Annotated in this window: 22 protein-coding genes; 17 read left to right on the top strand and 5 right to left on the bottom strand. The window is 64.3% G+C overall.

The window, feature by feature from the left end; all coding sequences use genetic code 11:
- The first annotated feature begins 91 nt into the window (after positions 1 to 91).
- Genes ACX17K_RS15705 through ACX17K_RS15690 form a run of 4 tightly spaced genes read left to right on the top strand, consistent with a single transcriptional unit; the run spans position 92 to position 4,267 of the window.
- A complete protein-coding gene (locus ACX17K_RS15705) occupies positions 92 to 1,255 on the top strand; it encodes a DegT/DnrJ/EryC1/StrS family aminotransferase (protein ID WP_493775551.1) in 1,164 nt (387 codons plus the stop codon).
- Positions 1,252 to 1,920 (top strand): sugar transferase, encoded by a 669-nt coding sequence (locus tag ACX17K_RS15700; RefSeq protein WP_493775550.1) that lies wholly within the window; start codon positions 1,252 to 1,254, stop codon positions 1,918 to 1,920. Before ACX17K_RS15705 ends, ACX17K_RS15700 begins: the two co-directional genes overlap by 4 nt.
- On the top strand, positions 1,917 to 2,384 hold the full coding sequence (locus ACX17K_RS15695; protein ID WP_493775549.1) for a GNAT family N-acetyltransferase: 468 nt from the start codon (positions 1,917 to 1,919) through the stop codon (positions 2,382 to 2,384). The genes ACX17K_RS15700 and ACX17K_RS15695 overlap by 4 nt, the downstream gene beginning before the upstream one ends.
- 2 nt (positions 2,385 to 2,386) lie before the next feature.
- The gene (locus ACX17K_RS15690) at positions 2,387 to 4,267 is read left to right on the top strand and encodes a polysaccharide biosynthesis protein (RefSeq protein ID WP_231154891.1); all 1,881 of its coding nucleotides are present in this window, start codon (positions 2,387 to 2,389) and stop codon (positions 4,265 to 4,267) included.
- A 35-nt stretch (positions 4,268 to 4,302) separates the two neighbouring features.
- Here the strand turns inward: ACX17K_RS15690 and ACX17K_RS15685 are convergent, their stop codons facing one another.
- On the bottom strand, positions 4,303 to 4,857 hold the full coding sequence (locus tag ACX17K_RS15685) for a hypothetical protein (protein ID WP_493775548.1): 555 nt from the start codon (positions 4,855 to 4,857) through the stop codon (positions 4,303 to 4,305).
- A 126-nt stretch (positions 4,858 to 4,983) separates the two neighbouring features.
- On the opposite strand from ACX17K_RS15685, the gene ACX17K_RS15680 reads away from it, so the two are divergent.
- From ACX17K_RS15680 to ACX17K_RS15660, 5 genes are all read left to right on the top strand, one after another.
- Entirely contained in the window at positions 4,984 to 5,892 is a 909-nt protein-coding gene (locus ACX17K_RS15680; RefSeq protein ID WP_493775547.1) for a LysR substrate-binding domain-containing protein, read from the top strand.
- Positions 5,893 to 6,184: 292 nt separating this feature from the next.
- Positions 6,185 to 7,588 (top strand): aspartate ammonia-lyase, encoded by a 1,404-nt coding sequence (gene aspA / locus ACX17K_RS15675; RefSeq protein ID WP_493775546.1) that lies wholly within the window; start codon positions 6,185 to 6,187, stop codon positions 7,586 to 7,588.
- A 143-nt stretch (positions 7,589 to 7,731) separates the two neighbouring features.
- Positions 7,732 to 8,094, top strand: a complete 363-nt coding sequence (locus tag ACX17K_RS15670) for a hypothetical protein (RefSeq protein ID WP_493775545.1) — start codon at positions 7,732 to 7,734, stop codon at positions 8,092 to 8,094.
- Between the two features lie 71 nt (positions 8,095 to 8,165).
- A complete protein-coding gene (locus ACX17K_RS15665) occupies positions 8,166 to 8,405 on the top strand; it encodes a DUF2164 family protein (RefSeq protein ID WP_493775544.1) in 240 nt (79 codons plus the stop codon).
- 71 nt (positions 8,406 to 8,476) lie between these two features.
- The gene (locus tag ACX17K_RS15660; protein ID WP_231154896.1) at positions 8,477 to 9,076 is read left to right on the top strand and encodes a YdcF family protein; all 600 of its coding nucleotides are present in this window, start codon (positions 8,477 to 8,479) and stop codon (positions 9,074 to 9,076) included.
- Positions 9,077 to 9,176: 100 nt separating this feature from the next.
- Here the strand turns inward: ACX17K_RS15660 and ACX17K_RS15655 are convergent, their stop codons facing one another.
- On the bottom strand, positions 9,177 to 9,536 hold the full coding sequence (locus ACX17K_RS15655) for a 50S ribosome-binding protein YggL (RefSeq protein WP_231154897.1): 360 nt from the start codon (positions 9,534 to 9,536) through the stop codon (positions 9,177 to 9,179).
- A gap of 185 nt (positions 9,537 to 9,721) precedes the next feature.
- Here ACX17K_RS15655 and ACX17K_RS15650 point away from each other — a divergent pair, with 185 nt between their 5' ends.
- From ACX17K_RS15650 to ACX17K_RS15640, 3 genes are all read left to right on the top strand, one after another.
- Positions 9,722 to 11,470 (top strand): M30 family zinc metallopeptidase, encoded by a 1,749-nt coding sequence (locus ACX17K_RS15650; RefSeq protein WP_493775543.1) that lies wholly within the window; start codon positions 9,722 to 9,724, stop codon positions 11,468 to 11,470.
- Positions 11,467 to 11,775: a hypothetical protein gene (locus ACX17K_RS15645; RefSeq protein WP_231154899.1), complete on the top strand. Its 309-nt coding sequence runs from the start codon at positions 11,467 to 11,469 to the stop codon at positions 11,773 to 11,775. Before ACX17K_RS15650 ends, ACX17K_RS15645 begins: the two co-directional genes overlap by 4 nt.
- A 68-nt stretch (positions 11,776 to 11,843) precedes the next feature.
- A complete protein-coding gene (locus ACX17K_RS15640) occupies positions 11,844 to 12,413 on the top strand; it encodes a HutD/Ves family protein (protein WP_493775542.1) in 570 nt (189 codons plus the stop codon).
- 60 nt (positions 12,414 to 12,473) lie between these two features.
- Here the strand turns inward: ACX17K_RS15640 and ubiD are convergent, their stop codons facing one another.
- Complete coding sequence (gene ubiD / locus ACX17K_RS15635; protein ID WP_493775541.1) at positions 12,474 to 13,949, bottom strand: 4-hydroxy-3-polyprenylbenzoate decarboxylase; 1,476 nt, start codon at positions 13,947 to 13,949, stop codon at positions 12,474 to 12,476.
- A gap of 142 nt (positions 13,950 to 14,091) precedes the next feature.
- Between ubiD and ACX17K_RS15630 the strand changes: the two genes are divergently transcribed.
- The 5 genes from ACX17K_RS15630 to ACX17K_RS15610 all read left to right on the top strand — a co-directional run bounded on the left by ACX17K_RS15630 (position 14,092) and on the right by ACX17K_RS15610 (position 19,158).
- Positions 14,092 to 14,703 carry an OmpW/AlkL family protein gene (locus ACX17K_RS15630; RefSeq protein WP_493775540.1) on the top strand — a complete coding sequence of 204 codons (612 nt, stop codon included), beginning with the start codon at positions 14,092 to 14,094 and terminating at the stop codon, positions 14,701 to 14,703.
- Between the two features lie 458 nt (positions 14,704 to 15,161).
- Entirely contained in the window at positions 15,162 to 16,247 is a 1,086-nt protein-coding gene (locus ACX17K_RS15625; protein WP_493775539.1) for an ABC transporter ATP-binding protein, read from the top strand.
- Between the two features lie 3 nt (positions 16,248 to 16,250).
- On the top strand, positions 16,251 to 17,144 hold the full coding sequence (locus ACX17K_RS15620) for an ABC transporter permease (protein ID WP_493775538.1): 894 nt from the start codon (positions 16,251 to 16,253) through the stop codon (positions 17,142 to 17,144).
- Entirely contained in the window at positions 17,137 to 17,931 is a 795-nt protein-coding gene (locus ACX17K_RS15615) for an ABC transporter permease (protein WP_021477382.1), read from the top strand. The genes ACX17K_RS15620 and ACX17K_RS15615 overlap by 8 nt, the downstream gene beginning before the upstream one ends.
- Before the next feature lie 162 nt (positions 17,932 to 18,093).
- Complete coding sequence (locus tag ACX17K_RS15610; RefSeq protein WP_493775537.1) at positions 18,094 to 19,158, top strand: ABC transporter substrate-binding protein; 1,065 nt, start codon at positions 18,094 to 18,096, stop codon at positions 19,156 to 19,158.
- Positions 19,159 to 19,228: 70 nt separating this feature from the next.
- Here the strand turns inward: ACX17K_RS15610 and ACX17K_RS15605 are convergent, their stop codons facing one another.
- Positions 19,229 to 19,864, bottom strand: a complete 636-nt coding sequence (locus ACX17K_RS15605) for a pyrimidine 5'-nucleotidase (protein WP_493775536.1) — start codon at positions 19,862 to 19,864, stop codon at positions 19,229 to 19,231.
- 105 nt (positions 19,865 to 19,969) lie between these two features.
- Positions 19,970 to 20,179 (bottom strand): hypothetical protein (locus tag ACX17K_RS15600; RefSeq protein WP_493775535.1); only part of this gene is annotated, 210 nt, incomplete at its 5' end.

Genomic DNA, 20,179 nt, shown 5'->3' with positions numbered 1-20,179 from the left:
GACAAAAGATTTTGCAGGCCGCGGGCGAGGCGCGCGGCGATGGACATGGATGGCGGCCAAGCGCGGCCGCGCAAAGACGAAAGAGAAAACAATGAGCGAAACGAAATTCCTGCCGTTCGCCTTGCCGGATATCGGCGAGGAAGAGATCAACGAAGTGGTCGACGCTTTGAGATCGGGCTGGGTCACCACCGGTCCCAAGACCAAGCAGTTCGAGGCTGACTTCGCGGCCTTCATCGGCGACGGCGTCGAGGCCATCGCGGTGAATTCCGCCACCGCCGGCCTGCACCTGGCGCTGGAAGCCATCGGCGTGACCGAGGGCGACGAAGTGATCGTGCCGTCCTACACCTTCACCGCCACCGCCGAAGTGGTGCGCTACTTGGGCGCGCACCCGGTGTGCGTGGATGTGGACGCCGCGACGTTCAACATCCGCCCGGACGCCATCCGAGCCGCGATCACCGCCAAGACCAAAGCCATTATCCCGGTGCACTTCGCCGGCCTCGCCTGCGAGATGGACGAGATCATCGCCATCGCCCGCGAGCATGGCCTGAAGATCGTCGAGGATGCCGCTCACGCGATGCCCACCTATTACAAGGGCAAGCTGATCGGCACGCTGGATTCCGACGTGACGGTATTCAGCTTCTACGCCAACAAGACCATGACCACCGGCGAAGGCGGCATGGTGGTGTCCAAGCACAAGGACATCATCGCCCGCTGCAAAGTGATGCGCCTGCACGGCATCAGCCGCGACGCTTTCGACCGCTACGTGTCCAAGACCCCGGCCTGGTTCTACGAAGTGGTGGCCCCGGGCTACAAGTACAATATGCCGGACACCGCCGCGGCGATGGGCATCCATCAGCTGAGGAAGATCCGCGGCTTCTACGAAAAACGCGAAGTCATGGCCCAGCGCTTCGACCGCGAGCTGGCCGGCCTGCCGCTGATCCTGCCGGCGCGCGCCAAGGACGAGGGCAGCAACCACGCCTGGCACCTGTACCCGGTGCGGATCAAGCCGGAGGCCGGCGTGTCGCGCGACGATTTCATCGCCAAGATGGCGGAGAAGGGCATCGGCTGCTCGGTGCACTTCATCCCGCTGCACCGCCAGCCGGTATGGCGCGACGGCTACCAGCTGACGCGCGAGCAATTCCCGGTGGCCGACGCCGCTTTTGAAGCCGAAGTGACGCTGCCGCTGTACACCCGGATGACCGATGACGACCAGACCCGCGTCATCGCCGCGGTGCGCGAGATTCTGGGCGCATGAGCGAGCGGTTGGAAAAAAAGGGCGGCGAATTGCTGCCGCCCTGCTGCCGGCCGCGCCGTCATGGTTCGCGGCTGGCAAAGCGCTTGTTCGACATCGCCGCTTCCGGCGCGGGCCTCATCGTACTGGCGTTGCCGCTCGCGGCGGTGGCCTTGTGGGTGAAGCTGGATTCGCCGGGGCCGGTGTTTTTCCGCCAGGTGCGGGTGGGACGGAGCGGCACGCTGTTCCGCATCCACAAGTTCCGCACCATGCAGGTGGACACCGAGCGCCAGGGCCAGCTGACCGTCGGCGCGGACAGCCGCGTCACCGGCGCCGGCCGCCTGCTGCGCAAGACCAAGCTGGACGAGTTGCCGCAGCTGATCGACGTGCTGTTCGGCGACATGAGCCTGGTCGGTCCGCGGCCGGAAGTGCCCAAGTATGTGGCCCACTATCCGGATGAGGCGAAGGACATCGTCTTGTCGGTTCGCCCCGGCATCACCGATTGGGCGTCGATCCGGATGATCGATGAAAACGAGATACTGGGCCGCGCCGCCGATCCGGAGCGCGCCTATATCGACGAGGTGCTGCCGGAGAAGCTGGGCTATTACGTCCGCTACGCCGAGACCCATAATTTGTGGGAAGACATCCGCATCATTATCGCCACCTTGATGAAGATCGTCAGCCGATGACCTTCTGCATCCGCGCCGCGCAAGCCGCCGACGCCGAAGCGCTGGCAGGCATTTATCTGGCCTGCCGCCGCGAGATGCCGTACGCGCCGCTGGCGCATGGCGACGCGGCGGTGCATGCCTGGTTCGCCGATTCGTTGCTGCCGGCGGGCGATGTCTGGCTGGCGGAGCGGGGCGGCGAGATCGCCGGCTTCGCCGCTTGCTCGGAGCAAGATGGCCTGCTGTGGCTGGATCAGCTGTATGTCGCCGCGCGGCATCAAGGCGCGGGCATCGGCGCGGCTTTGTTGCAACGGGTTTTGGCGGGACGGGCACGGGCCTGCCGATTGTACGTGTTTCAGGCCAACGCCGGCGCGCGGCGCTTTTACGAGGCGCATGGCTTCACATTGCTGAGCCTGGGCGACGGCCGGGATAACGAGGAACGCTGTCCGGACGCGCTATACCAATGGCGGCCGGATACGAAAGAATGACCATGTTTGAAAAGCTGTTAGCCTTCTCCCGCCACAACAAGATGGCGATGCTGGCGCTGATGGACGCGCTGCTGCTGCCGCTGGCGCTGTGGAGCGCGGTGTTCCTGCGCCTGGGCGGCTATTGGGACCCCAAGCTCAATCCGCACCTGTGGATCTTCATCGTGCCGCCGCTGTGGGCCATCCCCATCTTCATCAAGCTGGGCCTGTACCGCGCGGTGCTGAAGTATCTGGACGACAAGATCATACTCACCGTGTTCAGTGGCGTGACGCTGTCGGTGCTGGTGTTGCAGGCGGTGATCCAGATGGCCCACGTCTGGGCGATGCCGCGCGCGTCGGTAGTCATCTTCTGGGTGTTCGCGATGGCCTATATCGGCGGCAGCCGTTTCCTGCTGCGCGGCCTGGTGCGGCGCATCGACGCCACCGAGGCGCCGCGCGATCCGGTGATCATCTACGGCGCCGGCCAGGCGGGCCTGCAACTGATGCTGGCCTTGCAGGCCGGCCGCGAATACCGGCCGATGGCCTTCGTCGATGACAATCCCGACCTGCATCGCCGCACCTATCGCGGCGTGGCGGTGCACGCGCCTGAGGAGCTGCCGGCGCTGATCAAGGACACCCAGGCCAAGTGCATCTTGTTGGCGATGCCGTCGGTGGGCCGCGGCCGGCAGCGCGAGGTGCTGGAATCGCTGGAAAAACTCAGGGTGCCGATCAAGCGCCTGCCCGGCATGGCCGACCTGGTGTCCGGCGAAGCGCGGGTGGAGGAGTTGAAGGAAGTCGATATCGAGGACTTGCTGGGCCGCGAACCGGTGCCGCCCAAGGCCGAATTGCTGGCGCGCAATATCCGCGACAAGGTGGTGATGGTCACCGGCGCCGGCGGCTCCATCGGTTCCGAGCTGGCGCGCCAGATCGTCAAGAACCGCCCGGCGCGCATCGTGCTGTTCGAGCTGTCCGAGTTCGCGCTGTACAGCATAGACCAGGAGCTGGCGCAGATCGCGCCGCGCATTCCGCGCACGCCGCTGCTGGGCTCGGTCACCGACTATGCGCGGCTGACCCAGGCGATGCGCGCCTTCCAGGTGGAAACCGTTTACCACGCGGCGGCTTACAAGCACGTGCCGATGGTGGAGCACAACCCGGTGGCCGGCATCGTCAACAACGCCTTCGGCACCGACACCACCGCCCGCGCCGCGGAGGACTGCGGCGTCGACACCTTCGTGCTGATCTCCACCGACAAGGCGGTGCGCCCGACCAATGTGATGGGCGCCACCAAGCGGCTGGCCGAGCTGACGCTGCAAACGCGCCACGCGCGCGGCAGCCGCACCCGCTTCGTGATGGTGCGCTTCGGCAATGTGCTGGGCAGCTCCGGCTCCGTCGTGCCGCTGTTCCGCCGCCAGATCAAGGCCGGTGGCCCGATCACGCTGACTCACGCCGACATTACCCGCTACTTCATGACCATACCGGAAGCGGCGCAGCTGGTGATCCAGGCCGGCGCGATGGGCGACGGCGGCGACGTGTTCGTGCTGGACATGGGCGAGCCGGTGAAGATCATCGAACTGGCGCGGCGCATGGTGCATTTGTCCGGGCTGGAAGTGAAGGATGAAAGCCAGCCGGGCGGCGACATCGAAATCCGCGTCACCGGCCTGCGTCCGGGCGAGAAGCTGTACGAGGAGCTGCTGATCGGCGACAACGTGCTGGCCACCGACCACGCCCGCATCATGCGCGCCCAGGAATACCATTTGTCCGAAGAGGAGATGGTTTCGTTGCTGGCCCGCCTGTCCGATGCCTGCCAAAGGTTGGACGCGCCGGCGGCGTTCGCGCTGATGCGGGAGGCGGTGCACGAGTTCCAGGCGGCCGAAGCCACCCAGGACTGGGTGACGCTGCAGGGCTGATTCCGCGCCTTTCCGCCATTATCGACGGCTGCAAGCTACCACTTGCAGCCGTTGTCTTTATCCAGCGCGTCTTTCAGCAGCATCGGCGCGGCCAACAGGCCCAGGCCGGCGTAGGCATTCTTGCAATCGGCGCGCTCCGCCCGGTCGATGCCGCGCGCGAGACGGGCTTTCTCCGGGTTTTCGGGCAGCGGCTTGGCATTAGGGTTCTCCGGCGCCAGGCGGCGCATCTGCTGGCGCAGCCCCTCGATGGTGACGCGGGCCTCGCCGCTTCCCGCGCTGGCTTCGCGGCGGTCCGGCCGGGAGGGGCGGGAAACTTGGCCGCCCGCCCGCGGATGGGAGGGGGCGGCGATGCGAGGCGCGGCGCGTCCGGCCGTGGCCGCGCGCGCATGGGTTGGCGCGGCGGGCGCTTCGGCGGCGAGGGTGATCGGCAGGATCTTGATCCGCAGCGGCGGTTGGTCGGTCGAAGCGGGAGGATTCTGTTCGGTTTGCAGCCACAGCAGCGCCAGCAGATGCAACAGGCCGCTGGCGCCGACCGCCAGCGCGCGGCCGGTCCAGGGCCGCTGGTGAAGGGGAAGGGCAAAAGAGCGCATGCTTGCAATGTGCACCGATGCGAAGCCTGCGTCAAAGGCGGAAGTGTTGGCATTTTGTGCGTGGCGCGCGAGGACGGCCAGGCCCCGCCGGTGTAACATCGGGCATCCCGAATCTGGACCTCCGCGATGGAAACCCGCTGGCTGGAAGACTTCCTGGTATTGGCCGACACCGGCAGCTTCACTCGCTCGGCCGAGTTGCGCCACCTGACACAGCCGGCGTTCTCGCGCCGCATCCGCGCGCTGGAGAGCTGGCTGGGCGCGGACTTGATCGACCGCACCACTTATCCCACCAAGCTCACCGCCGCCGGCAAGCTGCTGCGCGAGCAGGCGGTGCCGTTGCTGGCCCAGCTCAACACCACCCGCACCATGCTGCGCGGCCTGCAGCCCTTGCCGCAGGGCACGCTGGAATTCGCGGTGCCGCACACGCTGTCGTTCTCCTATTTTCCCAAGTGGCTGACCGAAGTCGAGGCGGGCTTCGGCCAGTTGTCCTGTCGCTTGCAGGCCAGCAACGTCCACGACGCGGTGCTGGCCTTCGTTGAGGGCGGCAGCGATCTGCTGATGTGCTACCACCATCCCAAGCAGCCGGTGGAGCTGCACGACGCGCGTTACGGCGGCCTGCGGCTGGGCGTGGAGCGGCTGCGGCCCTACGCGGCGGCCGATGGCGGCGCGCCGCGTTACGCGCTGCCCGGCTCCGCCGACGCGCCGCTGCCTTTCCTCGGTTACGCCAGCAACGCCTATTTCCGGTTGATGAGCGATCTGCTGCTGGTTGGCGGCCCCGAGCCGGCGCATCTATCGCTGCGCTACGAGACCGATATGGCCGAGGGCCTGAAGCAGATGGCCTTGGCCGGCCATGGCCTGGCCTTCCTGCCGGAGAGCTCGGTGGCTGCCGAATGCGAGGCCGGCCGGCTGGCCGAGGCGGGCGAGGATGCGTGGAGCGTGGAGATGGAGGTCAGGCTGTATTGCGACCACCGCCGCGGCCGCGCGGCGCTGGAAGACTTGTGGGACTATCTGGCCGAGCGTTACCCGGAAGTCTAAGAACCTGTTCAAGGTCTGCTGCGCGTCGGCGATACGGCGTTGAAAACATCTTCAGAATGCTCATGTACCGTATGTACACTCCGCTTCTTCAGCTGTTTTCGCCTTGTCTCGCCTTAGCTCGCTAGCCTTTGAACAGGCTCTAAGGCAAGCCGCGCCGGGCAAGGCTGGCGCAAGGTTATGCATTTACTGCATGACCCCATCGCGATTCGGAATTGGCCAAGCTTCCGGGGCAGGCATACAGTGCGGGGCATTCCAGGCCGCGCATGACGGCCGCCCTGAGGAGACCCTCCAGATGTCCACCCGTATCGAACACGACCTGCTCGGCAACCGCGACGTGCCGGCCGACGCCTACTGGGGCGTGCACACGCTGCGCGCCATCGAGAACTTCCCGATCACCGGCCAGACCATCGCCGGCTACGGCGACCTGATCCGCGCGCTGGCCTGCATCAAGCAAGCCGCCGCCCAGGCCAACCGCGACCTCGGCATTCTCGATCCCAAGCTGGCGCAGGCCATCGTCGACGCCTGCGAGGAAATCCGCGCCGGCAAGCTGCATGATCAGTTCGTCGTCGACGTGATCCAGGGCGGCGCCGGCACCTCCACCAATATGAACGCCAACGAGGTGATCGCCAACCGCGCGCTGGAGCTGCTGGGCCATGCCAAGGGCGAGTACCAGCACCTGCACCCGAACGAGCACGTCAACCTGTGCCAGAGCACTAATGACGTCTACCCGACCGCGCTGCGCCTGGCCGCCTTCTGGGGCGTGCTGAAGCTGGTGTCGCGGATGGAAACGCTGCGTAAGGCTTTCGCGGACAAGGCCGAGGAGTTCAAGGACATCCTGAAGATGGGCCGCACCCAGCTGCAGGACGCGGTGCCGATGACGCTGGGCCAGGAATTCCAGACCTACGCCGTGATGCTGGGCGAGGACGAGCAGCGGCTGAAAGAGGCCAGCGCCCTGATGCTGGAGATCAATCTCGGCGCCACCGCCATCGGCACCGGCATCACCGCCCATCCGGACTACGCCAAGCTGGTGTGCCTGCATCTGTCCGAGCTGATCGGCAGCCAGCTGATCACCGCGCCCAACCTGATCGAAGCCACCCAGGACTGCGGCGCCTTCGTCCAGCTGTCCGGCGTGATCAAACGCGCCGCGGTCAAGCTGTCCAAGACCTGCAACGACCTGCGCCTGCTGTCGTCCGGCCCGCGCGCCGGCTTCGGCGAGATCAATCTGCCGGCGCGCCAGGCCGGCTCGTCCATCATGCCGGGCAAGGTCAATCCGGTGATTCCGGAGGTGGTGAGCCAGGTGGCGTATGAGGTGATCGGCAACGACGTCACCATCACCATGGCCGCCGAGTCCGGCCAGCTGCAGCTGAACGCCTTCGAGCCGGTGATCGCCTACAGCCTGTTCCGCAGCGCCGGCCACCTGGCCAACGCCTGCGACACGCTGACCGAGCACTGCGTCAAGGGCATCACCGCCAACCGCGAACGTCTGCGCCTGAGCGTGGAAAGCTCGATCGGCCTGGTGACCGCGCTGAACCCGGTGATCGGCTACGAGGCCGCCACCCGCGTCGCCGCCGAAGCCCACGCCAACGGCTGCAGCGTCGCCGAGGTGGTGCTGGCCCATGGCCTGCTGACCCGCGAACAGCTGGACGACATCCTGCAGCCGGACATGCTGACCCGGCCGCGCTGGGTGACGTTGTAAATCGGATTCGTTTTCTCCTTTGTTTGACTCGTGATTCCCGGCGCCTGGTGCGCCGGTTTTTTTTTGCGCGCTCACATGCGGCTGGCGGTGGCGTCCAACAGCGGGTATAAATTTATTGTGCACTGCACAAATCGGAGCGCGCGATGAATCATCCCGTCTGGTGGTGGAGTATCGAGTTTCCTGCCCGGACCTGGTCCTGCCTGCTGGACGACTGGCGTTGCCAGCAGCGCTTCTGGCGTTCCAGCTTGTTCCACGGCGCCCGGGTTTGCCTGAGCCAGGCGCCGTTGCCGGACAAGCTGGCGCGCCTGGCCAGGAGGAGCTGCGCCGACGGCATCGCGCTGTGTTACGACAGCTGTCCGCCGCATTTCGAGCTGCTCGAGCAGGCCTGCCGGCACTGGCCGCGGTGGAGAGGCGAGCGCGAGCCGTGGCGGGATTGCCTGCAGCGCAGCCAGTGCGCGGTGCAGCAAGGCTTGTTGCGATTGGGACGGGAGTGGTCGCGGCTGTAGCCGGACGCGCATCGATATCGATGCGCCCGCCATGCCATAATCTCCTCCTTTACTCTTGCGCGGATGAGACGATGGCTACCCAATTCCTCCTCAGCGAGCAGCAGCTGCAACAGCTGGCGCCGCAATTGCAGCAATACCTGTCCGACCAGCTGGGGCTGGAGATCGGCAGTTTCGACGCCCGCTTCCTGCTGGATTTCCTGGCGGACAAGATGGGACGGGATATCTACAACAAGGCCTTGCAGGATGCCCAGACCGCGCTGGCGGCGCGGATGGAAACCCTGCAGGCGGCGATCTGGGAACTGGAACGTTAGCCTGGGGCTGCCCGCGGCGGCGGCATTGAGGTTACAATCGCTTATCCCTTTCCTTTTGACTTGCGGTGCCGATGCTCTACTTGCGCTTGATGATAAGAGGCTTCCTGCTGGCGGTTCTGCTGGTGGTGCTGGGCTTCGCCTATGTCGCGTGGAGCATTGTTGACTACGGCAGCGGCGATGATGTGCCGGCTGCCGACGCCGCGCTGGTGCTGGGCGCCGCCGCCTGGGGCAGCAAGCCTTCCCCGGTGTTCCGCGAGCGCATCAATCATGCGGTCAAGTTGTACCAGAGCGGCAAGGTGCGCTGGATCGTCTTCACCGGCGGCACGCCGGAGCCGGGCTATCCGGCCGAGGCGGACGTCGGGCGCGAGTTCGCAGCCAGGCAGGGCGTGCCGATGACGGCGATGCTGGTGGAGAACCAGTCGCGCACCACCTGGCAGAACCTGTCCAACGCCCGGGATCTGGGCAGCCAGTTCGGCATCCGCTCCTATCTCTTGGTCAGCGATCCGCTGCACATGCGGCGCGCGGTGCTGATGGCCGGCGACCTGGGCCTGCGCGCTTATCCGGCGCCCACCCAGTCCAGCCGTTTCCGCACGCTGGCCAGCTGGTCTCGCTTTCTCGCGCGCGAGACCTGGCTTTATGTCGGCTACCGGGTATTCCGGCAGCTGTCATGAATCCTGTGGATAAAAACGATTTCCGCCTGATCCTGTGAATAAGCCGGGCGGGCAAGAAAAAAGCCGGCAATCACCGGCTTTTTCACATCTGGAGCAAGCCTCAGGCGGCGTGCCACAGATCGATCAGTTCGCTGGCTTCCAGCGACTTCACTTCGGCGCGGGCCTGCAGCCAGGTCACCAGATCGCCGCGCAGCGCTTCGTCGATCTGCACGCCGCTGATCGGGAAGGCCACGCCTTCCAGGCGGTTCTTGCCGTCGAAATGGCCGCCGAAGCTGATGCCGGCTTCGTCGAAGCGGGTCAGCCAGCCGTCCAGCAGCGCGTCGGCATCCGCGCCGTCGTGCAGTTCGGCCACCAGGTGGAAACCCAGCTCGCGGAACTCGCCTACGCGCATTTTCTTGCGCTGGCGGGCGTTCAACCGTTTCAGACGTTGAGCGGAGTTGGGGTTGCGCAGGAATGCCATGGTAGATCCTTGTTCGGAAAATGCGCTGAATGATAGCAGGTTTGCCGGATGGAGACGCTTCGGCCTCCTAGGCGACGGCATTTGTCTGACGATTAATTGTAATAAATTGACATTGTGCTGATTTATGTCGTGTGGCTAATATCAAGATTGTATTTAGAAATTAACCACAAAAAGACGACAAAGTGATGAAAGAGATCAAAAAGACAGTCCTGGCTTCCGTGATTCTGAGCGCGATGGTGACCGCATGCGGCGGCGGCGGGAGCTCGTCCGCCGACAACGGATCGGGCGGCGCGCCTTCGGTCGCTTTTTCCCAGCGCAGCGCCAGCGGCGTCGAGGTCGGCGCGCTGGATTGCTCGGGCGGCAGTTGCAAGTTGCCGGCCAGCGCAAGCGGCGCGGCATCGGGATCGGTCTACCGTTACAGCAATACCACCGGCCGCGACCAGACGCTGCAAGTCGCCGGCCCGGTGACCTCGGCCTGGCAGGCCGAGCTGGTCCGCGTCAGCGGCGGCGATACCTCCACCCAGTTCAAGCTTTCCGGCAGCGGCCTGCGCGGCGCCGACCGCGCCGTGGCGGACCGTCTGGAAGCGGAGAGCCAGGCGGTGCTGAACGCGGTGGCGAAGAACAGCCGCAACGGCGCGTTGCAACGGCTGCAATTGCAGCATTCGGCCAAATTGAGCGGCGCTCAGGCCGCGTTGCAGCAGCAAGCCTACGCCTTGGGCGACGCGCGCACCTGGCATGACATGGACGGCGACAGCCCCACCACGCTGAAAGCGGTGCGGGATCTGCCCAACGGCGGCGGCAAGGTCTATGTCTGGGGCCAGGGCGGCCTGGATGTGAGCGTCGACAATGCCCAGGCTGACGCCTTGGCCGAGCGCTTCGCCAACAGCGTCTATCCGCTGGAAGCCAGCGTGGTCAGCGAGCCCTGGGGCAAGGACATCCACCCGAGCTGGCGCAGCCTGGCCCTGCCCGGCGACACCAAGGACGTGCACCTGGTGCTGAGCCGGCTCAACGATCCGGCCAAGACCAGCGGCGGCCGCCTGCTCGGCTACGTGCGCTGGACCAACGCGCTGCTGGCTTCAGCCGCGGCCAGCATGTGCCAGGGCGATGCCGACTGCGCCGACGTGATCGGCAAGAGCAACCAGGCGTTGGTGACCTTCATCGATCTGGATACCTTCGCCAAGGCCGACAGCCCGGGCAACTGGTCGATGAAGGACAACGGTCCGAGCCTGGCGCTGTCGACGATGGCGCACGAGTACCTGCACGTGCTGTACGCTTACAACAAGATTTTGCGCCAAAAGCCGGGCTCGGCGCCGACCACGGTGTGGGAGAACGAGCTGGCGGCCCAGACCATGGGCTACCTGGTCTCGGCCGACACCTACACCGGCGGCCGCGGCCGCGACCGCGACGCCAACTCGCATCCGGATCTGCGTCCGCGCGGCGACTTCGAGCAGTTCCTGGCTAATCCGGCGTGCAATCTGAAGGGCTGGAGCGTCGCCGCCGACGATTACACTTGCTATCCGAAGGCGCTGGCGCTGGGCATGCAGATGCTGCACCAGTTCGGCCCCGGCGTGATGAAGCCGTGGGTGACCGGCCCCAGCAAGGGAGAGAGCGCATTGAACGACGGATTGCGCGCGGTGGGCGGCGGCGATTACAGCAGCCTGCTGCAGCGGCTGACCACCACGCTGGGTCTGGGTGCCTATAGCCAGGATGTGGCGGGCTTCGGCTTCCCGGCCAAGACCATCACCCTGCCGGCCAACCAGTATTTCCCGACCGGCAAGACGCTGGCGCTGCCGGCGGTGCGCTTCCAGGCATCCGATGTGGGTTGGCGCAACGACAGCAGCAAGGAAACCTGGCGCCAGGCCTTGTCGGTATCGCGCGGCGCGGCCCGGATCACCGTGCCGGCGAATAGCCATCTGTTGTTGGTGAAGCCGTGACGCGGCGCGCGCTGTGGCTGCTGGCCCTGCTGCCCTCGCTGCTGGCGATGGGTGGCCAGCCGTGGGAGCGCGGCGTGCTGGTGGAAGTGGGCGCCTATCCGCTGGTGAAACTGGGGATAGAGCGCAGCGACGGCGCGGTGCTGGCGATACGGCCGGCGGAGCCGGGCAAGGGTCTGGACCAGGCGGCGCTGAAACAGCTGCGCCGCCAGCTGGGGCATCCCATCCGCTACCGGGCGGCCGGCTACGCCGAAAGCCCGGTGTACGGCAGGGAAGTGATTTTGCAAGGCGCTGAAGCCGAGCGCTGAGCGCGGCTGTTCAGCGGAACGCCCATCCGGCATCATGCCGGGTGGGCGTTCATTTTTCAGGAGTCGGCATGCGCGTATTGACCCCGCAGAGTTTTCTGGACATGCCGTGGGCCAATGGCGGCGGCCGCACCCGCGAGTTGTTCCGGCTGCCGCACCCGCAGCGGCGCGACGCGTTCGCGCTGCGGATGTCCGTCGCCGAGGTGGCGGAGGGCGGGCCGTTTTCCCATTTCGCCGGGGTGGACCGCCAGCTGGGCCTGCTGGAAGGCGAGGGCATGGAGCTGAGCCTGGCCGACGGCCGCCGGCTGACGCTGGACGCGCCGGGCCAGGTGGTGGCTTTCACCGGCGAGATCGGCATCCAGTGCAGGCTGCTGGGCGGGGCCTTGCGCGATTGCAATCTGATGTTGGCGCGCGACTGGGGGCGCGGCGATCTGGAGCGGTTGTCGCCGCCAGACGGGGAAACGGTGGGGCTGGAGGCCGCCGACCTGGTCCTGCTGTATCTGCAGCGCGGCGAGTGGCGCTGCGGCGGCGAAGTGCTGCCGGATGGCGGCCTGTTGCTGCTGGAGAACGAGGCGGTCGCTTTGAGCGCCAGCGGAGGAGCCGTCGGCTGGCTGGCCATCGTCCATCGCCTGCCGGCATGACGCCGGCGCGGGCATGAAAAAAGCCGGGCGCGCGCCCGGCTTTTTGTTCGCCGCGGGCCGCTACAGCCCCAGCTCGCTCCACAGCGAGTCGACGCGCGCCTTGACCGCATCGTCCATCACGATGGGCGTGCCCCACTCGCGGTTGGTTTCGCCCGGCATCTTGTTGGTGGCGTCAAGACCCATCTTGCCGCCCAGGCCGGAGATCGGGCTGGCGAAGTCCAGATAGTCGATCGGCGTGTGGTCGATCAGCGTGGTGTCGCGCACCGGATCCATCCGGGTGGTGATCGCCCAGATCACTTCCTTCCAGTCGCGGGTGTTCACGTCGTCGTCCACCACCACGATGAACTTGGTGTACATGAACTGGCGCAGGAAGCTCCAGCAACCCATCATCACCCGCTTGGCATGGCCGGGGTACTGCTTCTTGATGCTGACGATGGCCATGCGGTAGCTGCAGCCTTCCGGCGGCAGGTAGAAATCGACGATTTCCGGAAACTGCTTCTGCAGGATGGGCACGAACACCTCGTTCAGCGCCACGCCCAGGATAGCCGGCTCGTCCGGCGGCTTGCCGGTGTAGGTGCTGTGGTAGATCGGATTCTCGCGCATCGTGATCCGGTCTATGGTCAGCACCGGGAAGCTGTCCTGCTCGTTGTAGTAGCCGGTGTGGTCGCCGTAGGGGCCTTCCATCGCCATGTCGTCGGGGTGGATGTGGCCTTCCAGCACGATCTCGGCGCGGGCCGGCACCTGCAGGTCCGAGCCGATGCACTGGACCAGCTCGGTGCGGCTGCCGCGCAGGAGGCCGGCGAACTGGTATTCGGACAGCGTGTCCGGCACCGGCGTCACCGCGCCCAGTATCGTCGCCGGGTCGCAGCCCAGCACCACCGCTACCGGATAGGGCTTATCCGGGTTTTGCTGGCGGAACTCGCGATAGTCCAGCGCGCCGCCGCGGTGGGCCAGCCAGCGCATGATCACGCGGTTCTTGCCGATGACTTGCTGACGGTAGATGCCCAGGTTCTGCCGCTTCTTGTTGGGGCCGCGAGTGACGGTCAGGCCCCAGGTGATCAGCGGCGCGACGTCGCCGGGCCAGCAATGCTGGATCGGTAGTTTGCCGAGATCGACCGCCTCGCCTTCCCAGACGATGTCCTGGCACGGCGCCTTCTTCACTTCCTTGGGCGCCATCGACAGCACCTGCTTCAACAGCGGCAGCTTGTCCCAGGCGTCCTTCAGGCCCTTGGGCGGCTCCGGCTCCTTCAGATAGGCCAGCGTCTTGCCTATCTCCCTGAGCTGCATCACGTCGTCGGCGCCCATGCCCATCGCGACGCGCTCGGGCGTGCCGAACAGATTGGCCAGCACCGGGAAGTCGTAGCGGCGGCCGTCATGGACCGGTTGTTCGAACAGCAGCGCGGGGCCGCCGGCCTTCAGCACCCGGTCGCCGATTTCGGTCATTTCCAGGTGGGGCGATACCGGCGTGTTGATGCGCTTCAGCAGCTGTTTTTGTTCAAGTTGGGCGATGAATTCCCGTAGATCGGCATATTTCATGACTGTTTCATGATCTGACGCAAAGTGTGAGAGGTAGGGCTTGGATAATCTGCCTGCGGACGTCGCACGCTACTGCCGGCGCGCATGGCTGTCAACGCCGGCATGGTTTCAGGCGGCATTACCTAGTCATTGGAGAACAGAAATGAAGAAGCTCGCACTCGCCGCCATGATCGGCATGCTGTCCGCCGGCGCGTTCGCCGCCCAAGGCGATATTTTGGCACGTTTCCGCGTGATCAATGTCGATCCGTCCACTAGTTGGAGCAACTCCGGCGTGGTGCAGGGCCTGAACGTGGATGCCAAGAACGCCACCGTGCCGGAAATCGACTTTACCTACATGATCACCAACAACATCGGCGCCGAACTGATTCTGGGCACTTCCCGCCACAAGATCACCGCCAACGGCGCCGACATCGGCAAAGCGTCCGTGGTGCCGCCGACACTGACCGCGCAATACCACTTCGCGCCGGACGCGACCTTCCGTCCGTATGTCGGTGCCGGCATCAACTACACCCGCTTCTACAGCACGGGCCTGAATGCCTTGGGCACGCCGCTGAGCGTGAAGAACAATAGCTTCGGCCCGGCGCTGCAGATCGGCGCCGACTACGCGATCAACAAGAGCTGGTTCGTCAACGTCGACGTGAAGAAGTTGTGGATTCAAACCGACGTGACTGCCGACAAGCTTGGCGGCGCCAAGCTGGGCACGCTGCATATCGATCCGTGGGTGTTCGGCATCGGCGTCGGCACCAAGTTCTGATCCAGCCAGACCATCGGCCATGCGAGGACGCCTGAGGGCGTCCTTTTGCTTTGTGGGCGATTGTAAATGATTGATGATATTGACATCGCAGGGGAAGTCGCCAATGCTGGCCGCTGGCTGAGCCGTAAAATCAGTGGGTTCCGCTGGAAAAGCGCAGCGTGTTTGTCGCGGTGGCGACATGAAAAGCGGCGCTAGGCGACATGAATCGCTCGTTTCAGACAAGTTTGTTGTCAAAATGCATCATTTCAATGAGAACCATTCGAAGTTTTCAGCGTCATCCGGAATAAGGGGTGGTCAGGTTTTTTTCAGTGAAAAGAGCAACTTATCCCGCCAGCCTGACTTGTCGGGCGCGCTAGGTAGGAAAGTGCGCTGAGGTCTTGAATTTACAAGGGATTTTCGCGGCCCCGAAAACCGATTTTTTGTTAAAATGGCGCCCTTTTTCGTGGCGGGGAAGATAGATGGCTCTCCTGGAAATCAAAAACGTGGTCAAACGCTTCGGCGACTACACGGCTGTCAATGACGTCAGCCTGTCGGTCGAGGCGGGCGAGTTCTTTACCCTGCTGGGACCCTCCGGCTGCGGCAAGACCACCTTGCTGCGCATGCTGGCCGGCTTCGAACAACCGGACGCGGGCCAGATTCTGCTGGATGGCCAGGACATGTCGCAGGTGGCGCCGGAGAAGCGCCCGGTGCATACCGTGTTCCAGAGCTATGCGCTGTTCCCGCACATGACGGTGCGCGAGAACATCGCCTTCCCGCTGAAAATGGCCAAATGGGACAAGCGCAAGATCGCCGCCCAGGTGGACGAATTGCTGGAAGACGTGCGCCTGACCCAGTTCGGCGACCGCTACCCGCACGAAATGTCCGGTGGCCAGCGCCAGCGCGTGGCTATCGCCCGCGCGTTGGTGGACCGCCCGCGCCTGCTGTTGCTGGACGAGCCGTTGTCCGCGCTCGACGCCAAGCTGCGCGAGGAAATGCAGATCGAGCTGATCAATCTGCAGAAGGAAGTGGGCATCACCTTCGTCTACGTCACCCACGATCAGGGCGAGGCGCTGGCGCTGTCGCACCGCATCGCGGTGATGAGCCACGGCAAGGTGGAGCAGCTGGACGCGCCGGAAAAGCTGTACAGCTATCCGAAGAACCGTTTCGTCGCCGACTTCCTCGGCCAGTGCAATGTGCTGGAAGGCACAGTCAAGGCCTTGCACGGCGACGCCATGACCGTGGCGCTGAAGGGCTGCGGCGACGTCAAGTGCCAGGCCGTGCCGGGCGTGAAAGAGGGCCAGCAGGGTTGGCTGGCGCTGCGGCCGGAGAAGGTCAAGCTCGACAAAGAGCTGCCGGAGCTGCCGGACGAGGCCTACTTCAAGGGCCGCGTCCATGATTGCCTGTACCTGGGCGACGTCACCCTCTATGTGGTGGAAGTGGCCGACGGCGTGATGGTGGAGGCGATGCAGCCCAACAACATCCCCGGCGTCGCCAAGTTCTTCGACGACGGCGACGTGGTCGAAGTGGCCTGGCGTTTCGACGCCGGCAGTTTCCTGACGGAGTAAGCGATGGCGATGCGTGATCGTTTCGGCAAGTGGGCGCTGTCCTGGCCCCCCTTGCTGTATCTGGTATTGTTCTTCCTGATCCCGTCGCTGATCATGCTGGTGGCCGCGTTCCGCCAGCCCGGCGACTACGGCGGCCTGGCGCCGCTGTTCACCATCGAGGACGGCCAGCGCGTCTGGGAACTGACGCTCGATAATTTCCACCGTCTGGTGGAGGAGCCGCTGTACATCGAGCTGTTCATCAAGTCGGCCGGCTACGCGCTGACCACCACCGTGGTCTGCCTGTTGATGGCCTATCCGCTGGCCTGGCTGATCGCCCGTTCCGGCAAGAAGTACCGCGACCTGATGCTGTTGTTGGTGATTCTGCCGTTCTGGTCCAACTTCCTGATCCGCATTTACGCGTGGATGATCATCCTCGGCCCGCAGTCGGCGTTCACCAAGGCGCTGAACCTGGTGCTGACCACGCTGGGCTTCGAGCCGGTGCGGCTGTTGTTCACCTCGTTCGCGGTGATCGTCGGCCTGGTGTACGTGCATCTGCCTTTCATGGTGCTGCCGCTGTACGCCAATCTGGAAAAGCACGACATGGCGTTGCTGGACGCCGCGCAGGATCTGGGCGCCAACGCCTGGCAGCGCTTCTGGCGCGTGACCTGGCCGTTGAGCCTGCCGGGCGTGTTCGCCGGCTCGGCGCTGGTATTCATCCCGGCGCTGGGCATGTTCGCCATCCCGGATATTTTGGGCGGCACCGAATCGATCATGATAGGCAATCTGATCAAGCAGCAGATCCTGGACACCCGCGATTGGCCGTTCGGCTCCGTGTTGTCCATCATGCTGACCGGCGGCGTGCTGCTGATCGCCGTGCTGGGGGCCGCGGTGGCCAGAAAGGGGAAGGCGCGTGGCTAAGAAACAATCCAAATGGCTGTGGGCTTCGGCCGGCCTGACCTATCTGTTCCTGTACCTGCCGCTGGTGATCGTGGTGCTGTATTCGTTCAACGATTCGCGCCTGAACGCCGAGTGGGTGGGCTTCACGCTGAAGTGGTACCAGAAGCTGTTCCACAACGAGAAGATGCTGACCGCGGCCGGCAACTCGCTGCTGATCGGCATCATCGCCAGCTTCTTCGCCACCATTCTGGGCACGCTGGCCGGCATCGCGCTGCATAAGTACAAGCTCAGGCTGCTGCCCTTTCTGGTGCTGACGCCGATCGCCATCCCCGAGCTGCTGATGGGGGTGTCGCTGGTGATCTTCTTCGTCATCGTCAACCAGCTGATCGGCATCCTGGAGCTGGGCTTCGTCACCATCCTGCTGTCGCACATCGCCTTCTGCATCGGCTTCGTCGCCATCGTGGTGCGGGCGCGGATGCAGGGCATGGACGATAGCCTGGTGGAGGCGGCGCGCGATTTGGGCGCCACGCCGTTCCAGGCCTTCCGCTTGATCACGCTGCCGGTGATCAAGCCCGGCATCATCGCCGGCGCGCTGATGGCGTTCACGTTGTCGATCGACGACTTCGTGATCACCTTCTTCACCGCCGGCGCCGGCGCCAGCATGCTGCCGCTGGAGATCTACTCGATGATCAAGATCGCGGTGACGCCGGAAGTGAACGCGGTGTCATCCTTGTTGATGCTGCTGACGCTGGCGTTGATCGTCATCGCGTCCAAGGTTTCGCCGAGCGCCTTGCGCGCCAACGGCTGAGCCGGGCGGCCGGGGCCGCCAGGCCGAAAGGCAGATCCGGCGGCAGGGCGTTTTGCGTTGCAGCATAATGCCTTGCCGTCGCCGCCTCATCCGGGCGACGCGAGGGGGTGTCTCCCGGTTAACTCGTAGTACCACCAAGCTGTGCAATACAAAGGAAACGAAATGAAGAAGATCCTCGCGCTGCTGGCGCTGGCTGCCTCCACCCAGGCGTTCGCCGCCGAAGAGCTGCATCTGTACAACTGGAACAACTACCTGTCCGAGAGCGCGGCCAAGAGTTTCGAGGCCTACTGCAAGTGCAAGCTGGTGCAGGATTATTACGGCGACAACGAAGAGCTGCTGGCCAAGCTGGCCGCCGGCGCCAAGGGCTACGACATCGTGGTGCCGACCGGCTTCGCCGTCGACGCGCTGATCAAGCAGGGCAAGGCCCAGCCGCTGGACAAGGCCCTGCTGCCCAATTTCAAGAACCTGAATCCGGGCTATCTGAACAGCTTCTTCGACAAGGGCAACAAGTACTCCGCCCCGTACGCGTTCACCACCACGCTGATCGGCTACAACGAGACCAAGCTGAAGCAATTGGGCCTGAGCGACAAGGTCAACAGCTGGGCGCTGATCTTCGATCCGGCGCTGCTGTCCAAGATCAAGGGCAAGGTCACCGTGCTGGATTCGCAGCGCGAGCTGATTTCCGCCGCGCTGATGTACCTGGGCAAACCGGCCAACTCCACCAATCCGGCCGATTGGAAAGCCGCTCGCGACGTGATCCTGAAAGCCAAGCCGTACTGGGCCGCCTTCAACAACCAGTCCTATATCAAGGAGCTGACCGTCGGCAACATCTATGTCGCCTTCGGCTACTCCAACGATATGTTCCAGGCCCAGCAGGACGCCAAGAAGGCCAAGCGCGCTTTCGCGCTGAACTTCAGCCTGCAGAAGGAAGGCAACACGCTGTCGCTGGATAACTTCGTGGTATTGAAGGACGCGCCGCGCAAGGATCTGGCCTACAAGTTCATCAACTTCATGCTGGACGGCAAGAACGCCGCCGGCCTGACCAATGAGATGGGCAACGGCAATCCGAACGCCGCCGCCGGCAAGTTCGTCAAGACCGAGCTGACCAAGATCCCGGCGATCTTCCCGACCACCACCGACCTGCCGCGTCTGCAGCAGCTGCACGATCTGAATGCCAAGGATCGCCGCGAGTTGAACAAGGTGTGGTCCGAGGTCAAGCTGAAGTAAGCGTATCCGTGTTGTCCAATAAAAAGGCCGGGAAGTTTCCCGGCCTTTTTCTATATATATGTGCGCTGGTTTAATCCAGGCGCAGCCGCAGCAGCTGGCTGATCTTCTCGACGCGGTGATCAACGTGGGCCGGTTTGCGCGGTTCTTTGCTGACCCAGATGGTGGTCATGCCCAGCTCCTTCGCCGTCAGCAGATTGGGCAGGGAGTCTTCCACCATGATGCAATGCGCGGGATTCAGGCCTTCGCGGGCCAGCACGGTGTGGAAGGCGTCAAGGTGCGGCTTGGGGATATAGTTCAGGCGCTCCACGCCGTATACCGATTCGAAATGATGCTGAATCCGCATCCGCTGCAGGATGCCTTCCACATAGTGCTGCGGGCCATTGGACAGGATGATCTTGCGGCCGGGCAGGGCGCTGAGGTTTTCCGCCAGCCGGTCTTCGAATTGCAGCCATTGTTCCAGCACTTCCACCGGGTGGGTTTCGATCAGGAATTGCTGCGGGTCGATGCCGTGATGGGTGGACAGGCCGTGCATGGTGGCGCCGTATTGCGCCCAGTAGCGGGAGCGCAGCGCGCAGGCCTCCGTCTCGTCCACGCCGAGGTGGCGCATCATGTATTCGGTCATCAGCTTGTTGATATGGTCGAAGATGCCGCCGCTGGCGTGGTGGAGGGTGTCGTCGAGGTCGAAGATCCAGGTCTTGTGGTTCACGTTCGAAACTGCATGAAAAGGAGGGACCGAAGATTATCCATTCATGGCGGCCGGCAGGCTAGTGGAAGCGGTTCAGAAAGCTTGCGAAGCCCGTTTCTATTGTTATCAGTGGCTTACAGTGTTTTGACCAGATTTTTTCAATTTCTTTGCAGAAAGGTGTTGACGGGTGTGGGGCCCGGGCGTATAGTTCGCCTCCTCAGCTGACGCAGCGAACGAAACAGCGGAAACGAAACGGTTCCGGTGAAGACGACGCAGCGGATGGCACTGCTCTTTAACAGAACGAATAACCGATAGGTGTAAGTGCTTGGCGAAAGC

The organism is Chromobacterium sp. INPA-IVC, assembly GCF_059047085.1.
Note: the sequence above shows the minus strand (reverse complement) of the source record. Positions and strands in the feature narration are given on the sequence as shown.

Excerpts from the sequence above, each read along its gene's own strand:
- ACX17K_RS15625 (WP_493775539.1), top strand. The coding sequence starts at position 15,162 with ATGGCTCTCCTGGAAATCAAAAACGTGGTCAAACGCTTCGGCGACTAC.
- aspA (WP_493775546.1), top strand. The coding sequence starts at position 6,185 with ATGTCCACCCGTATCGAACACGACCTGCTCGGCAACCGCGACGTGCCG.
- ACX17K_RS15655 (WP_231154897.1), bottom strand. The coding sequence starts at position 9,536 with ATGGCATTCCTGCGCAACCCCAACTCCGCTCAACGTCTGAAACGGTTG.
- ACX17K_RS15630 (WP_493775540.1), top strand. The coding sequence starts at position 14,092 with ATGAAGAAGCTCGCACTCGCCGCCATGATCGGCATGCTGTCCGCCGGC.
- ACX17K_RS15690 (WP_231154891.1), top strand. The coding sequence starts at position 2,387 with ATGTTTGAAAAGCTGTTAGCCTTCTCCCGCCACAACAAGATGGCGATG.
- ACX17K_RS15650 (WP_493775543.1), top strand. The coding sequence starts at position 9,722 with ATGAAAGAGATCAAAAAGACAGTCCTGGCTTCCGTGATTCTGAGCGCG.
- ACX17K_RS15705 (WP_493775551.1), top strand. The coding sequence starts at position 92 with ATGAGCGAAACGAAATTCCTGCCGTTCGCCTTGCCGGATATCGGCGAG.
- ACX17K_RS15640 (WP_493775542.1), top strand. The coding sequence starts at position 11,844 with ATGCGCGTATTGACCCCGCAGAGTTTTCTGGACATGCCGTGGGCCAAT.
- ACX17K_RS15665 (WP_493775544.1), top strand. The coding sequence starts at position 8,166 with ATGGCTACCCAATTCCTCCTCAGCGAGCAGCAGCTGCAACAGCTGGCG.
- ACX17K_RS15620 (WP_493775538.1), top strand. The coding sequence starts at position 16,251 with ATGGCGATGCGTGATCGTTTCGGCAAGTGGGCGCTGTCCTGGCCCCCC.
- ubiD (WP_493775541.1), bottom strand. The coding sequence starts at position 13,949 with ATGAAATATGCCGATCTACGGGAATTCATCGCCCAACTTGAACAAAAA.
- ACX17K_RS15670 (WP_493775545.1), top strand. The coding sequence starts at position 7,732 with ATGAATCATCCCGTCTGGTGGTGGAGTATCGAGTTTCCTGCCCGGACC.
- ACX17K_RS15685 (WP_493775548.1), bottom strand. The coding sequence starts at position 4,857 with ATGCGCTCTTTTGCCCTTCCCCTTCACCAGCGGCCCTGGACCGGCCGC.
- ACX17K_RS15660 (WP_231154896.1), top strand. The coding sequence starts at position 8,477 with ATGCTCTACTTGCGCTTGATGATAAGAGGCTTCCTGCTGGCGGTTCTG.
- ACX17K_RS15700 (WP_493775550.1), top strand. The coding sequence starts at position 1,252 with ATGAGCGAGCGGTTGGAAAAAAAGGGCGGCGAATTGCTGCCGCCCTGC.
- ACX17K_RS15695 (WP_493775549.1), top strand. The coding sequence starts at position 1,917 with ATGACCTTCTGCATCCGCGCCGCGCAAGCCGCCGACGCCGAAGCGCTG.
- ACX17K_RS15680 (WP_493775547.1), top strand. The coding sequence starts at position 4,984 with ATGGAAACCCGCTGGCTGGAAGACTTCCTGGTATTGGCCGACACCGGC.
- ACX17K_RS15610 (WP_493775537.1), top strand. The coding sequence starts at position 18,094 with ATGAAGAAGATCCTCGCGCTGCTGGCGCTGGCTGCCTCCACCCAGGCG.